This is a genomic window from Holdemanella porci (assembly GCF_009696075.1).
In the GTDB taxonomy this organism is placed as follows: domain Bacteria; phylum Bacillota_I; class Bacilli_A; order Erysipelotrichales; family Erysipelotrichaceae; genus Holdemanella; species Holdemanella porci.
Window position 1 is genome coordinate 1 of record NZ_VUMR01000054.1, and the last position, 14688, is coordinate 14688.

Below are 14688 nucleotides of genomic sequence, written 5' to 3' on the forward strand. Positions count from 1 at the left end.
CAATATTGGAAGAAAAGGATATTTTGGTCAGACGGATACTTTGCATGCAGTATTGGAGAAGTATCGTCAGCAACTATACAAAAGTATATTGAGAGTCAGGGTTAATGGCTAAAGGTTCACAAGGCTCTTCCCACCACCTAAAGGTAGTGGGTTTCCGCCTATGGCAAACGAAAGGATTTAATTTATGAAAGACATTTTAAAGCTTGTTCTGTACAAAAAACAATTTGATGCGTAGGATACTTAAATTTAACAAGTTCCCAAAAAGCAGTACTAGAAATCAAGCCACGCGCAAAATCATCCACATAATTCCAAATCGTATCATCTGCCATAGGACCTTCTACAATATCATACGTATGCGTGATTCCTCTTCTTGAAGAAACAACAAAGTCTAGCCATTCATCCGACATCTTTTCGAAAGCCTTACAGTTTAAATCCAAATTTTCACTATACGTAAAAACATTCGCAATATGATTATTCTTTTTAGTTAATGCCCATCTTTTAGCTTGTTTTTCAAAATTAGTACAATAGAATCCATATCCAAAATCTTTATAAAACCCATCTGTAATAATCTTTGGTTGATTTACAATTCGATTACTGCCAAAATACACTACCATTTTCTTATTCAATAAGCTCACAAATGACTCCTTTGTCTAATATGAATTTAACCTTACCACTCGCTTCTTCACTGATCTTATCATATAATCTTCCTGCACTATAGCTTTCTCCTAGTACTGTATAAGGACTATTAGCTACATATCCAATCTTTCCTAGACCTGAAAGGTTTACACTAATGGCTTCTTTATCATATTCATTATCTTTTTCTTTCTTTAAATAAACGATCATTTCTTTTTCTAGAAATGAATCTCCATAATAATGATGTAATCCTGTAACTGTAAAATAAATGTTTGACATAAGTATGTCCTCCTTTATAATTTCAAGTTACATCATTAATTGACACTATACGTGTCTAAATAGTAAATAAATCAAATTATTTTTTGAATAGATCATTGGACTATTTGGAAAATAAAGAATCATACGATAAATGTAATAGACAATCATGAGTGTACACCATAGAATTAATATCATTTTCCTTTTCTCAGGTTTTAACAAGCATAGAACGCCACAAATGAGTGTGGGTATTAAAAGAGCATGGTAATACAAAGATAATCGAATATTTCCTTTCAAAAGATAATACAGGCTTGTTTTCATGTTGCATCCTGGGCATGGCAAGCCTGTAATGAATTGAAATGGACATTTATAGAATACTAAAAGAAGGAATAGTACAAGAACTATTCCTAAATATTTAGTCTTTTGCGAAACCATTAATATGACTTTGAAGGATGCAATAGGATACTAATGATAATTGAAGTATAGATAATACCATTAAAACAATACTGTCATCACTAGGATGATGTCCATTACTTCTTGTAAGACTCGAAACCATCTTACCAGCCTTCCATAAGTAGTATAGCAAGTAGATTCCACATGTCACAATGCTTAATACAACGACAAGTCCTGGTTCAGCACCTTTTTCTTGGTTTTGACTTTCACATAAATCGTTTAAGTCATGTGCGATTGTATATAGCCAATAAATACTATAAATGCCACATGTAACTAAGCTTAATACTACACAGAGTCCAATACTCTTTTCTTTTACAACTCCAGTAGAAAATGAAAAACTTGGTTCTACATGCACTGTTTCATTACCTGCAAGCTCGGTATTTTTTAATCTTTGCCAATCTTGCATGCCTGTTTTCCATACAAAACTATTTCCAGTTAAGATACCACTTGAAATAAAGCTTTTCATTTCAGATTCACTAAAAGGACCTTTAGAATCATTATTCTCTACATAATACCAATCATTTGAAGATGAAGTAGAAATAAATTCATTTAATTCTGTATTCTCTAGTCTTTCCCAGTCTTTCATACTTGCCTTCCATACTAGAGTACTGCCATTGATTTCACCAGAAGTAATCTTAGCCTTCATCTCATCTATACTGAATGATCCTTTCGAGTCATTGTTCGATACGTAGTACCATTCTTTGACTGGTGTAGTTGATTCATTCTCATTTACTGATTCTACTTCAACATCACTTTGCTCAACATTAGTTGTATTTAATGTCTCTTCTACATTATTTTCAGCTACTTCTTCCGTCTTATCCACAACTGCAACAGGTACAACAATATCTTTGTCGACTTCTACCTTTGTTCCACAGTTTGAACAAAATTTAGAATCATCACTCATTTCATGCCCACAATTTTTACAAAACATATTCAATCTTCCTCTCAATTGATTCAATTATAAAATGAATACTTTCTTAACTCAACTACTTAAGAAAAACTTAAGATTCAAAAACAAGCTAGGATTATCCCCAGCTTGAATAACTATTCTTTGATCATATCCATTAAGACTTCTTTGATTTGTAGTTTGTCATCGGTTTGATTCATTAATTCATTTAGCTTATTTAATTTAGAATCTACTTCTTTTGAATCAATATCCATCTTTTCGTGTACAAAGATTAGATTGTTGTCCGTCTTATGACATTCTTCCATTTCTAGAGCCAATTCTTCAAACATCTTTTCTCCAGGACGCAATCCAATTTCTTGAATTTCAATGTCTTTTCCTGGTACGAGTCCTGCTAATCGAATCATTTTATCGGCTAAATCCCAAATTCTTACTGGTTTTCCCATGTCTAATACAAAGATTTCTCTTTCATTCGCATAGAAGCCTGCTTGTAGTACTAATTGAGCTGCTTCTGGAATAGTCATAAAATAACGCTTAATGTCTTTGTCTGTTACAGTGACTGGACCACCATTTTTAATTTGTTCTTTAAAGATTGGAATAACAGAACCATTGGATCCTAACACATTACCAAAGCGTACAGCCGCCATATGAATACCACCCTTAGTATTTCTTGATTGCATATACATTTCTGTCATACGCTTAGTAGCGCCCATTACGTTTGTTGGATTTACCGCTTTGTCTGTTGAAATCATAATAAAACGAGATATGCCACAGTCGCAACAAGCATCAATCACATTCTTTGTTCCAAAGATATTATTTCTAATAGCCTCTGTAGGACGGTCTTCCATTAAAGGTACATGTTTATGTGCTGCTGCATGATAAACTACATCCGGCTTATAGTTTCTCATAAGCTTATAGATTTCTTCTCTTTCACGAATGGAAACAATCAAAGATTCTAGTTGAATTGAATCATTCATTTGTTTCTTTCGTTTCATAACTAAGAATTCTTGTTTAAGCATATATAGTGCATTTTCATTTATGTCCACCATAATCAATTTAGAAGGATTAAAATGAATGATTTGACGACACAATTCAGAACCAATAGATCCACCGGCTCCGGTAACACAAACCACTTTATTCGTAAGATAAGAACCAATCTGATCGATTTTTAAGTCAATGCTAGGACGGTTTAATAAATCCTTGATATCAATATCTTCAAATGAAATATGATTACTCTCATCATTTCCAACAAAAATACGCATGATTTTTGTTGGAATAGAAGTGGAAGTACATAAATCTAAGATTTCTTGTTTTCTTTCGTCACTTACAGAAGAAATGGTAATAAAGATACAACGAACATTGTTCTCTTGACAAATACGCTCTACTTCAGAAATAGTTCCAAGTACTGGTTTACCACTCAGCATAGTCCCCTTTTTCTTAAAGTCATCCAAGAATCCAATTACATTGTATGGATAGGCCATATTATGATAAATTTCATTCATCAATAAATATCCACCATTACCAGCTCCTACAATCAAACAATTATCCACTCTATCTACATCAACTATATAGCGTCTTGCCATTCTATAGAGCATTCGTGCTCCTAAAAGGAATATAAAACATAACAACTCAGCTAATGCGATTAATTCAATACTAAATAGATCAACTTTTATAACGAAATAAGACATGATTAAAAAACACACAAAACAACTTAGAAATGTTCGTATAATTTCATTTGGCCCTGTATATGTCCATAATGACATTTGTGTTTTAAACAATCGTAAAACAATAAAATGCAACAAAAGCATGAAGAATAATCCTAACGCTAAAAGTTTTGTCAACGCGATTGTCTTCTCATTGATAAAGAAATTATTTTGAATCATGTATGCCACTAAATAAGAAAACATGACAATACATACATCAATGAGTGATATTAGAATTCCTCTATATTTTTGATAAATATTTGATTTATATAAACTATTCATAAGTTAAAAACCTCTTTTACAATTCCTTATTATAACTTAAAACATATAAAAAGTAAAAAAGCCATCTCTTAACGAAATGGCTAATAGTTATCTATCCTGCATAATCCTCAGAATAATCGTATTCTGCAGGTTCTTCTGGCTGATAGTAATATTCATCATTTTCCTCATAATAAGGTTCTTCATACGTATAATAATCTTCATCTGTTTCTTCACTATTGTTATTCATCTCAGCAAACTCTTGAGCATTACCTATTGAATTATCTTCACTCGGTTTTTGAGAAAAACCAGAAGTATCTTTTACAGAAGATGCCTTTTTACCATCCAAGATAGCTTGAATCTTCCTTTTTGCGATTTCATTCATTTCTTCATTTTGAATAATGACGGAAGCATAGCTAGAAGAAGCATAACAGAACCTAGAATCTGAATCACCTACAAGTGAATAGGATTCAAATTTCCAATCTGGCATATTATTCAATTCATACTTGATAAAATTACTGATTTCATCATTCGATAAGTTTGTATCAAAAGCTACAGCCAATGCGTCCATAAACTTACCATAGTTTGTGATCATCTTAGGAGAAACTATACGTTTGAAAATAGCTTTAAATACTTTTTGTTGGTTACGCACACGCTGATTGTCACCATCCAAATAAGCATGTCTTTCACGTGCAAAGGCCAATGCCGTTTCCCCATCCACATGATGTTGACCAACGCTTAAACCAGGCTGTCCATTCGCATAAAGAATATCAACTTCTTCACCCTTTTGAATATCCAAATCAATTCCATCTAGTGCATCCACTAAGTTTACTACACTAGAAAAGTTTATACGAATATTATAATTGATTTTTATACCCAACGCTTTTTCAATCGTTCTTTCCGTACACTTCACACCCATTAAACCAGAATGCGTTAATTTATCTTTACTACCTTCAGGACAAGCATTGTCCCCTGTTTCATCACACACCAAGTCTACATAATAATCTCGAGGAATACTTGTCATTAAAATACGACCTGTTTTAGGATTCACCGTCAACAACATATTCGCATCACTACGCGTATTACTATCCTGTAAAGATCCATAAGAATCATTGCCACTCACTAAAATAGTAAACGCATCTTTAGTAATATTTTTAACGGGATCACTCGGGTTATCTGTCTTGTCTACTTTTGTATACTCTATATTTTGGTAAATTGTTTTTGAATCCGTTTGGAAACTAAAATACGCCTCACTCTCATGAAGAATATCACGATACTTTTCATTCAAACAGATCGCATCTACTTTATCATCATAGAAAGCCGTCATTAACTCATCTAATGAATCATAATCCTTTGTCTTATAAGAAATCTTTTTCTTATCTAAAGAATCCAACATACGCTGAGTCGCTTTCTTATCCACACTCAACATTGTACCAATTGTCTTTTTCTTCAAATTATTCTCGTTCTTGATTGAAGAAGCCTTCTTAACAACAATCGAAGTCGTTGTTGCCTTACTATCCGCAAGACTTGTTACGACATCAAACGTATCCTTTGTCTTAAATAAGAAATAATTTCCATACGCAAGACCAATACACATACATAAAGATATCAATCCAAATAGAAAACGACTAAAAAACTTCTTTGCCTTAAAATTCATCAATATAACTAAAATCAAAGCTAATAGTATAAACACTAATGAAACTAATATTATTAATTTAATAGGCAATAAATTCAAACGAATCATTTGAAAAATAAATGCACCTAACGCAATAAACATAAATACAGTTAAAAACTTACTGATAGGACGCTTATTATTCTTTTTTTTCTTTTTCACATTCTGCGAAAGTTTTACATCCTTTTTAGACATAACAAAATCTCCTATAAACTCTTTAGTAGCTCACAATTACATATTATATAATAAATCACCATGAGTTGGCAAATTCACAAAAAGAGTAAGGGATTACATAAACCTTTCACATCGAAACGCAAAACCTTTAAATCCACTCTGTTTTGCTTCATATAAGTGAGTATTCCGCTATCTGAAGTCCATGCAATATGCTACAGAAGTCCACATAATCCGTTAAAGAAGTCCATCTTTTTTAAATCTTAATACGTAATACAAGTCCACTAAAAAACACGGTCAAATTAAATCAACCGTGTTTTTTAGTTATTTCTTATTTTTTAATTTAGAGTATGTTTCTCTTAATGATTTTCCATGTAATGTAATCAAATAAGATGAATTTATTATCCTATCTAATATCGCATCCGCTATAGGTCCTCCATTTAATAATTGATGCCAACCATCAAATGAATATTGACTACAGAATATTGTTGATTTCTTATTACACCTTATTTCCATCAATTCAAGTAGATCGCTTCTTTCTGATTCACTTGTCGATTTTAATAAGAATTCATCTAGTATCATTAAATCATACTTTCCTAGTTTTTTTAGATATTCATTATATTTTCCTTGAATCCTCATTTCTTCAAATTTTGAGAATAGTTCTGGTAATCGAATATATAAAACTGTTTTTCTATCTCTACAGGCATGGATCCCCAAAGCGTTTGATAACCATGTTTTACCACAGCCGGATGCTCCTACAAAAATTACATTCAAACCGTTGTTTATATAATTGTTTGTAGACAATTCCTCCATTTGCGAGCGATCGAGTTTTCTGTCTGGATTATAATTAATTGATTCCATACTTGCTGTAGAATCATAAAAATGTGCATTCTTGATAAATCTTTCTATTGTATGATTTACTCGACTATCATATTCCATATCAATTAATTCGCTGAACCGTTCATCGAATGATAATTGACTGTATTCTGGGTTTGCACTTTGTAATTCATATTGTTCTGCAATAACTGGTAATCTCATTTTCTTCAATTTTTCTATCAATTCACTCTTATCCATTGTTCTTGCCTCCGTAATAGTCTTTTCCTCGCACAAAGGCATGCATATCACATTCACTTTGTACATTATCATTTTTATCTTTCAAATCTTGATTTGACTGTAATATCATCTTAATATTTTTATAGCCAGGCTGACTGATGTGATCCAACGCCAATTGACACGCATTTTCCAGTCTGGTTTTTCCATATTTATCTGATAGTTTCAACAATGACATACAACCTTTATAAGCTTGTTCTTCAACTTTATAACGATCAAATAGTTTGGAAACTAAAATCGAAGTATTGTCTCCAATAGAGGCAGCCCACTTCATAAAACGGTCTTTGTTCCATTGAAATTTTTGGTGATTCTCCGGCATATGACTTTCATTTGTTGAGTATTGATTGATACGACCATATAATCGATCATGGGTACAAATTTGATTCATTTTATAATATACAGTTACAGTTCTTTTTGTGACTTTTACATCTACATAATTTCCAACGTATTCATATGGCACAGAATAATTCATTTTTTCTATCGAAATATGATAATTTAATTGAACTTTAGCTCGTTTCCATACACTCAACTCAAATGGCTGTTCAGGCTGAGCTTTCATAAACGGAAGTTCTTCGTCTAAATATACGCTTTTTCTGGAACCTTCCTTTTTCTGAAAAGGTCTGTTATTGAAATTGTCCAATTCTTTGATAATTGCTTTGTTTAGGTCCTCAAACGAAAAGAATTTCCTGTTTCTAAGTTTACCGACAATGGCTACTGTACAATCTCCAACCGCGCCTTCAACAGCTGCCTTATCTTTAGGCTTACGCACTCTTGTTGGAATAATAGTTGTATCATAATAGTCTGCCATTTCCTGATATGATTTGTTTAATATTGGATCCTCATATTTCTTGTTTTGGATAATTCCTACTTTTAGATTGTCTGGGATCAGAAGTCTTGTAACTCCGCCAAAATAACGGTAAGCCTGGATATGGCAATCGACCCAATCATTGATTTTCATGCTTGGACATGCTTGAACATAACTGTACATACTAAATGGTAATGTTGCCTCGAATAAATATGCAGGGATTGCTTCTCCTGTGTAACGATCATACACATACATACGGGTGCCATTCCAATCAACCATCATTTTATCACCCGGTTTATGATTGATATGCATCGTAAGATTATGCTTTTTAACGTAATCACGATATCGTTCGCAAAAGTAGCTATACTGGTAAAATGGACTCTTGATTGACCGACAATCATCAACATATTCTTCCCATAGCAGTTTGATTGTGGTTCCTGGCTTTAACAGTTCCTTATGAATGTAATCAAAATCAGGTTGCTTAATGGATAAATTGATTTTCATCTCCTGTTCAAATAATAAATTTTGGACATCTGATTCACTGAGATCTTTAACAGATGACCAACACACTTTTTTGTCATCAGCTACATTAAAAATTTTTCTTATTGTATCTCTTGAAATTTTAAGAGATACAGAAATCTGTCGCTGACTATAGTTTTGTGATCTCATCTCCAAAACTTTTTTAACATCTCGCATAAAAAAACACCTCCTAATCGCAAGACTAGATAAGTATACTTACTTACCTGTTTTTATCTTACAACAGGAGGATGATAGTTTATATCTACAATATAGGTGTGGACTTATACAACGGATTCAATGGACTTCGTCACCGTATCAACTGGACTTATTTCTCCGTATTGGATGGGCTTGCCCATCCGTTATATTCATATAAGTTCTTTTCATAGTTCAATAAATCAGCCTTATACTTATACTCTAATGCCTTTGATGAATAGTCATTTAATACATCAAAGAACAATAGAAACAATCCTGCTAATACCAATACACACGAAGCGAGTATTAACCAAATAACTGGAATAATCAAATAAATTACATTCAAAATTAGAACACCTGTAAAACAACTAAAGCAAGCAATCATCAACCCTATATGACACCTATGATATTTCTTACTCAATTCTTCAAACCTACGAACATTCGTACGAATTCTATTTTGTATATAATCAGTAGTTTCCATAATAAACAACACCTCACTACATCAAGTATACACCTGTAAAACAAAAAAAAGAGCAAGGAATATATCCTTACTCTACATCATCCGCTGATTTACCAGCAAGAACAGCATTGATCTTATTCTTAGCTGTTGTTACTGTACTTTGATCTGGAACCATTACATAAGCTGCATCACCAAGCTCAGCACACATTAATGTATCTCCAGTACCATTTACCATATATTGTTCCATTTTCCATTTAGGATTCTTATTTAATTGATATTTAATCAAATCAGAAATTTCTTGACTTGACATTGTAGTCGAGAATGTATTTGACATACTATCCATGATTGAAGCATAGTTTGTCACAATTGCTGGACTTGTAATCTTATCAACAATACCCATTAGAACTTGTTGTTGGTTTTTAGTACGTTGACGATCCCCTTCACTATATGCATAACGCTCACGAGCGTAAGCCAATGCTTGTTCACCATTTAAATGATTCACTCCTTCGTGTACACCAAAACCAGAAAGGCAACGTAAACTATTAACAGCATAACCTGGTTCAACATAAACATCAATGCCACCTACTGAGTTTACTAAATCAGTTACCGTGTCAAATCCAACTTTAAATGTATAGTTAATTTCAATACCTAATAATTTTTCTACAGTGCGTTTAGTCGTATTTGTACCATGAATACCTGTATGTGTAATCTTATCTAATGCACCTTCTTGACATCCATCACCTGCATCGCAAGCAGTCGTTACATAGAAATCACGAGGAACTGAAGTTAACAAAATCGTTCCAGTTTTAGGATTTACAGTAGCCACCATTATTACATCACTACGACCATTTTCGTCAAATCCACCACGAGTATCTGATCCAGAAATCAACACATTGAATGGAGTATTTGTAATATTACTAACAGCCTTCGCTTTATCTGTATTTTCTACTTTGTAAGATGTTTGATAAACAACTCGAGTATTACTATCAAAGTTTGCATATGCTTCCATATCCGTAATCTGACTACGACTAGATTCACTAATGATAATTGAATCCACTTCTCCATTATAGAAAGATTCTAGCATTTCAGTCATACTACCAAATTCTTTTTGTTCCATTGAAATTCCAGAATTAGTTAATTCCTTTAAAATCTTTTTAGAACCAACAGTATTAATATTTGCCAAAGTACCTACACTATGACCAGCAAGATCAGCTTTCTTTTTCATATCACTCGATTCTTTAACTACAACACTAATTGTATTTTTAGAATGCTTAGCAACATTCGTCATACTTGAAAGTAGTCCACCAGTCTTTGACATATAATATCCACCTAAACAAGATCCCAAAGAAATAGCTAAGGCAAAAATAATACAAATAATTTTAGATACAACACCCTTTGTTGCAAAGCACAACAATAAGATAAAAATTAAATCTAATAGTACAAATACAATAGTAATCAAGAAAAGTAACTTAGAAGGTAATACATTCAATTTAATGATGTTAAACAACAAATACATTGTTGCAGCAATCATTACAATTGAAAAAATAACCCCAAATACTTTTCCTACTTTATTTTGTTTCTTATTTTTTTTCATAACAATAATCTCCTCACGACTACTTATTTTACTACAAATTAAATCCTTTTACAAAAAATGGAATAGCATAATGCTTATTCCACTTTATTTAATACTGTGCCTATTACATTTACACCGTTTCGATTTAATTGTTGCAAAGCCTTTTTAGCATTATTTTTTTCTGTTTCAGGTAAAGAAACCACAAGAATCGTACCATCGACAATATGTCCTACTGGAATCACATCATTACTATCTTCTAAGCTAGGACAATCAATAAGGATAAAATCGAATTGATCTTTCATTGCTTCCATAAACTCTTTAAAATAACCACTACTTAATAAATCTAATGCATTTTTAACTTTTCGACCAGTTCCCATAACATATAATAAATTATTCGAATGTTCATCTTTAAAGTTTGTACAATACTTATAATAATTACTATAATCTTGATTCAGTAATATGTCACTCAACCCAAGTGCACTATCAATGCTAAAATACTTATTAATCGTTGGTTTGTTTATATTACAATCTATAAGCAAAACTTTAGAATGATTTGCAACAAATGTTGTTGCCAAGTTGCATGCAATTGTCGTAGTGCCTGACCCTTTGTTAGCACTTGTCAAACAAATGCTATGTACGTTAGGATACTTGCTATTATATTCAATATTTGTTCGCAATCTACGATATGCTGCACTACTCGATTTATTTTTTGCCATAAAATTCTCCTATTTCTCCATTGGTATCTCAGCCAAAACGTCTACCCCTAAAAACATTTCGACTTCTTTATTGTTAATAAAATGTTTATTAAATAAGAAACGCAGCACAAAATAAAGAACACTTAGAACTAAGCCAATTAAAGTTCCTATTAAAGTATTCTTTTTTACATCTGGGCTTACAGGCGTTGTGTTAACTTGTGCCTCATTCACAATTGCCACACTGCTTAAACCTAAATCGGACATCATCTCTTTTTTAAAAACTTTAACAACGTTTTTAACAACACGACAAGATAAATTAGGATTATTTGTAGTTATTGTAATATTGTAGTTATAAGGATTACTTTCATCGCGCGTAATAACAATATTTTGTAAAAGTGTATCTACATCAATATTCGTTTCAGAACCAACTCTTTCTAAAACTACATTTCCATTCAAATAAGACGTATAATCTAATAATTCACCTTGAGGCATAATAGTAATGTCTGTACTTGAAGTATAACTTTTAGGTAAAATAAACTGCGTTACTCCAAAAGTAATTAAACCACAAACCAGTGTTACAACTAATATTGTTTTAATATTTCTTAATAGATGTTTCAATAACTCTATCAAATCAATCTCCATTTCATCATTCATATAATCGTTATTCATAAATTATTTCCTTTCTATACTGCTCCTCTACCATATAGCACTTGTTTAATAGTTTTAAATAACAATGTCACATCCAACCAGAATGACCAGTTTCTATAATAATATTCATCCAATAATAAACGGTGATCAAAATCTACATCACTTCTTCCATGACTTTGCCACATTCCAGTAATACCAGGTTTACATGCGATGACATCATAATAATAGTCTCCCATATCCTCTTTTTCTCTTGGTAAATATGGGCGAGGTCCAATTAAAGACATTTGACCTAACAATACATTAATAAACTGTGGAAATTCATCTAAACTCTTTTCACGTAAAAACTTACCAGCACTCGTGATACGTGGATCATTCACTAATTTTTTATTCTTTGTATATTCTTCTCGAATGGCTGGATCTTTTTCCATTAACTCTTCTAGAATCTTATCAGCACCTATTACCATAGTACGATATTTCAACATTTTGAATTCTTTACCATTCTTACCAATTCGATTCTGCGTAAAGAAAATAGGACCTTTATCTCCTTCTTTACGATTTTTAATAAAAACAAAGATTGTCAATGGTATTAATAATAATAAACCACATAGTCCAGCACAAATGTCCATAATGCGTTTTAATGCATAAGATAAACAATGTTCTAATCCACGAGAATTAGAGATCATTAAAATACCATCAAAATCTTCTACATTTGTATCAAAAGTTACTAAGCCATTTACTTGCGGTAAATATTTAATTACTGCTACTTTATTTTTAAATACTTCAAATACAGCATTTAAATCTTCACTATCCATTTCAGGAATTGCAATCAATACTGTATCTATATCTTTTTCTTTGATTACAGAACAAATTGAATCTAAATCAAATGTTTTATTTACATCAACTATTTGTTTCTGCTGAACATACTTAACTTTATTTGATTTATTACAATTTACATAACCTATTACATCTAAAAGTGAGTATCCATTTCCAAAACACACCATTCCTAATTTTTCTGCTGTATGTCCAATACCTACAATTAAAGTATTATGTTTAAACCATTTTCTAAATATTTTATGAGAATATCTAGAGTTACATCCAGCAAAAACAAATAAAACACAAGTTAATAAAACAAATCCAAAGAGTTTCTTAATAGTCCAAGTACTAATTGGAAAAACAAGAAAACTTCCTATAAAAAAACCAATATGACTCAATATGATCAATCGTATTTCATCATACATTAATAAAACTCTTCCTTGATATCTTCCAATCAGTATTTGCATTAAAAAATATAATATACATAATTTCCAACGCGTTTCTAAATCATATCCAGAAAATTGTATAATAAACATAAAAAAAACAAATTCAATTGTTAATTTTAAAGTTCCTATTTTCGACATTAAAACATCAACTCCATATGACCTACTCATTATACTAAAAAAAAAAGAAAAGGACAAATCTTTATGATTAACGCTTACATAAAGATTTGTCCTTTTCTTTATCAAATATTAACTTTGGACAGATGATAATACAGTAAATGTTGTTGCATCAACCATTGCCGTATTATGAATATCTTGGAATGTAAATGTTACTGTATATTGTTGTGCTGCCTCATCTAAAGTACAACCAATATCAGTTACATCCTCTTGTCCTAGTCCTGCATTAGCAAGAGCTGCATCAATAGCTGCTTGTTGATTTTCATCAAAGGAAGTTGATGGTTTCTCTTCTTCTTTCTTTGTTTCAGTTTCAACTTTAGTTTCTTTCTTCTTTTCTACAGGTTCAGTTGAAGAAACTTCTTCACTATTACTTCTTTTATAATTTCTTTCTTGTATAATACCATCTTTACCAATCTTATATTCATAAGATCCAGTAGTTGTATCAAAGCTTACAGTATAGTATTTCTTTTCTTCTTGAATCGATACATTCGAACATTCTTTTTTTGTGGCATTCGCATCGTCTCTTGCCACTTCTAGAATATCATTTTGCGTAATTTCTAATTCACTATTGCCACATCCAGTTAATAATAGAGTTGAAGCTAAAATTATAAAACTATTTCTTTTTCTTCTTTTTGCCATTGTCTTCTCCTCCATACCCATATCCGTAACCATAGCCATAATTACTATCACTTGCAGATTCTACTTTGTTTAATACAACACCCATAACGTGACCACCATTTCTTTCTACGTCATTAATGGCTGTCTTAACTTTACGCTTGTCAGAAGATTTTGAATCAACTACATATAGAACTCCATCACTTACATTACATAATGGAATAGCGTCAGATGCGACTGCCATTGGTGGACAGTCAATAATAATATATCCAAATTCTTGACGAGCTTGATTTAAGAATTTAGCTAATCTTTTAGATCCTAATACTTCACTAGGATTTGGAACTCTATGACCTGCAGTAATGACAGATAAAGGATATCCACCATCATATTGCACATCTTGTACTCCTTCAAATGAATGAATACTTACGCCTTCTCTAAATTCAGAAATAATATTTGTTAATCCTTGATGCTAGTATATTTATAGGACAGGTAAAACATCTCGAATTTGATTTGATAAGGAACCAATCACATTAAAAATAGAATGAGATATTGAACATGACTGTCCTGGATATTGTAGATTCTTGTGCAT

Annotated in this window: 16 protein-coding genes; 1 reads left to right on the forward strand and 15 read right to left on the reverse strand. The window is 31.8% G+C overall.

What is annotated here, in order from left to right; genetic code table 11:
* Positions 1-105: transposase (locus FYJ55_RS08625; protein ID WP_195836705.1), on the forward strand; the 105-nt coding region annotated here is incomplete at its 5' end.
* A gap of 77 nt (positions 106-182) precedes the next feature.
* Here FYJ55_RS08625 and FYJ55_RS08630 read toward each other — a convergent pair.
* The 15 genes from FYJ55_RS08630 to FYJ55_RS08700 form a co-directional block, all read right to left on the reverse strand.
* A complete protein-coding gene (locus FYJ55_RS08630) occupies positions 183-635 on the reverse strand; it encodes a DUF3990 domain-containing protein (RefSeq protein WP_326831863.1) in 453 nt (150 codons plus the stop codon).
* Positions 619-912, reverse strand: a complete 294-nt coding sequence (locus FYJ55_RS08635) for an HIRAN domain-containing protein (RefSeq protein ID WP_154556489.1) — start codon at positions 910-912, stop codon at positions 619-621. The genes FYJ55_RS08630 and FYJ55_RS08635 overlap by 17 nt, the downstream gene beginning before the upstream one ends.
* A 45-nt stretch (positions 913-957) precedes the next feature.
* Entirely contained in the window at positions 958-1323 is a 366-nt protein-coding gene (locus tag FYJ55_RS11500) for a DUF2752 domain-containing protein (RefSeq protein WP_154556490.1), read from the reverse strand.
* Positions 1304-2272, reverse strand: a complete 969-nt coding sequence (locus tag FYJ55_RS08645; protein WP_154556491.1) for a GYF domain-containing protein — start codon at positions 2270-2272, stop codon at positions 1304-1306. The genes FYJ55_RS11500 and FYJ55_RS08645 overlap by 20 nt, the downstream gene beginning before the upstream one ends.
* A 113-nt stretch (positions 2273-2385) precedes the next feature.
* Complete coding sequence (locus FYJ55_RS08650; protein WP_154556492.1) at positions 2386-4230, reverse strand: polysaccharide biosynthesis protein; 1845 nt, start codon at positions 4228-4230, stop codon at positions 2386-2388.
* Between the two features lie 91 nt (positions 4231-4321).
* A complete protein-coding gene (locus FYJ55_RS08655; RefSeq protein ID WP_154556493.1) occupies positions 4322-6073 on the reverse strand; it encodes an LCP family protein in 1752 nt (583 codons plus the stop codon).
* A gap of 300 nt (positions 6074-6373) precedes the next feature.
* Positions 6374-7123, reverse strand: coding sequence for an IS21-like element helper ATPase IstB (gene istB, locus FYJ55_RS08660; protein WP_154556494.1), 750 nt, complete (start codon positions 7121-7123; stop codon positions 6374-6376).
* The gene (gene istA, locus FYJ55_RS08665) at positions 7116-8660 is read right to left on the reverse strand and encodes an IS21 family transposase (protein WP_154556495.1); all 1545 of its coding nucleotides are present in this window, start codon (positions 8658-8660) and stop codon (positions 7116-7118) included. Before istA ends, istB begins: the two co-directional genes overlap by 8 nt.
* A gap of 148 nt (positions 8661-8808) precedes the next feature.
* Positions 8809-9156, reverse strand: coding sequence for a hypothetical protein (locus FYJ55_RS08670; protein ID WP_154556496.1), 348 nt, complete (start codon positions 9154-9156; stop codon positions 8809-8811).
* A gap of 67 nt (positions 9157-9223) precedes the next feature.
* On the reverse strand, positions 9224-10729 hold the full coding sequence (locus FYJ55_RS08675) for an LCP family protein (protein ID WP_154556497.1): 1506 nt from the start codon (positions 10727-10729) through the stop codon (positions 9224-9226).
* Between the two features lie 74 nt (positions 10730-10803).
* Positions 10804-11424, reverse strand: coding sequence for a CpsD/CapB family tyrosine-protein kinase (locus FYJ55_RS08680; protein ID WP_154556498.1), 621 nt, complete (start codon positions 11422-11424; stop codon positions 10804-10806).
* 9 nt (positions 11425-11433) lie between these two features.
* Positions 11434-12072, reverse strand: coding sequence for a YveK family protein (locus tag FYJ55_RS08685; protein ID WP_154556499.1), 639 nt, complete (start codon positions 12070-12072; stop codon positions 11434-11436).
* A 14-nt stretch (positions 12073-12086) separates the two neighbouring features.
* Entirely contained in the window at positions 12087-13448 is a 1362-nt protein-coding gene (locus FYJ55_RS08690; protein ID WP_195836706.1) for an exopolysaccharide biosynthesis polyprenyl glycosylphosphotransferase, read from the reverse strand.
* 108 nt (positions 13449-13556) lie between these two features.
* A complete protein-coding gene (locus FYJ55_RS08695; protein WP_154556501.1) occupies positions 13557-14123 on the reverse strand; it encodes a hypothetical protein in 567 nt (188 codons plus the stop codon).
* Positions 14098-14493 carry a CpsD/CapB family tyrosine-protein kinase gene (locus FYJ55_RS08700; protein WP_195836707.1) on the reverse strand — a complete coding sequence of 132 codons (396 nt, stop codon included), beginning with the start codon at positions 14491-14493 and terminating at the stop codon, positions 14098-14100. Before FYJ55_RS08700 ends, FYJ55_RS08695 begins: the two co-directional genes overlap by 26 nt.
* Between the last annotated feature and the right edge of the window lie 195 nt (positions 14494-14688).

Coding starts and splice junctions, on each gene's coding strand:
- istB (WP_154556494.1), bottom strand. CDS start 7,123: ATGGATAAGAGTGAATTGATAGAAAAATTGAAGAAAATGAGATTACCA.
- istA (WP_154556495.1), bottom strand. CDS start 8,660: ATGCGAGATGTTAAAAAAGTTTTGGAGATGAGATCACAAAACTATAGT.
- FYJ55_RS08685 (WP_154556499.1), bottom strand. CDS start 12,072: ATGAATAACGATTATATGAATGATGAAATGGAGATTGATTTGATAGAG.
- FYJ55_RS08690 (WP_195836706.1), bottom strand. CDS start 13,448: ATGTCGAAAATAGGAACTTTAAAATTAACAATTGAATTTGTTTTTTTT.
- FYJ55_RS08680 (WP_154556498.1), bottom strand. CDS start 11,424: ATGGCAAAAAATAAATCGAGTAGTGCAGCATATCGTAGATTGCGAACA.
- FYJ55_RS08670 (WP_154556496.1), bottom strand. CDS start 9,156: ATGGAAACTACTGATTATATACAAAATAGAATTCGTACGAATGTTCGT.
- FYJ55_RS08675 (WP_154556497.1), bottom strand. CDS start 10,729: ATGAAAAAAAATAAGAAACAAAATAAAGTAGGAAAAGTATTTGGGGTT.
- FYJ55_RS08650 (WP_154556492.1), bottom strand. CDS start 4,230: ATGAATAGTTTATATAAATCAAATATTTATCAAAAATATAGAGGAATT.
- FYJ55_RS11500 (WP_154556490.1), bottom strand. CDS start 1,323: ATGGTTTCGCAAAAGACTAAATATTTAGGAATAGTTCTTGTACTATTC.
- FYJ55_RS08655 (WP_154556493.1), bottom strand. CDS start 6,073: ATGTCTAAAAAGGATGTAAAACTTTCGCAGAATGTGAAAAAGAAAAAA.
- FYJ55_RS08695 (WP_154556501.1), bottom strand. CDS start 14,123: ATGGCAAAAAGAAGAAAAAGAAATAGTTTTATAATTTTAGCTTCAACT.
- FYJ55_RS08635 (WP_154556489.1), bottom strand. CDS start 912: ATGTCAAACATTTATTTTACAGTTACAGGATTACATCATTATTATGGA.
- FYJ55_RS08645 (WP_154556491.1), bottom strand. CDS start 2,272: ATGTTTTGTAAAAATTGTGGGCATGAAATGAGTGATGATTCTAAATTT.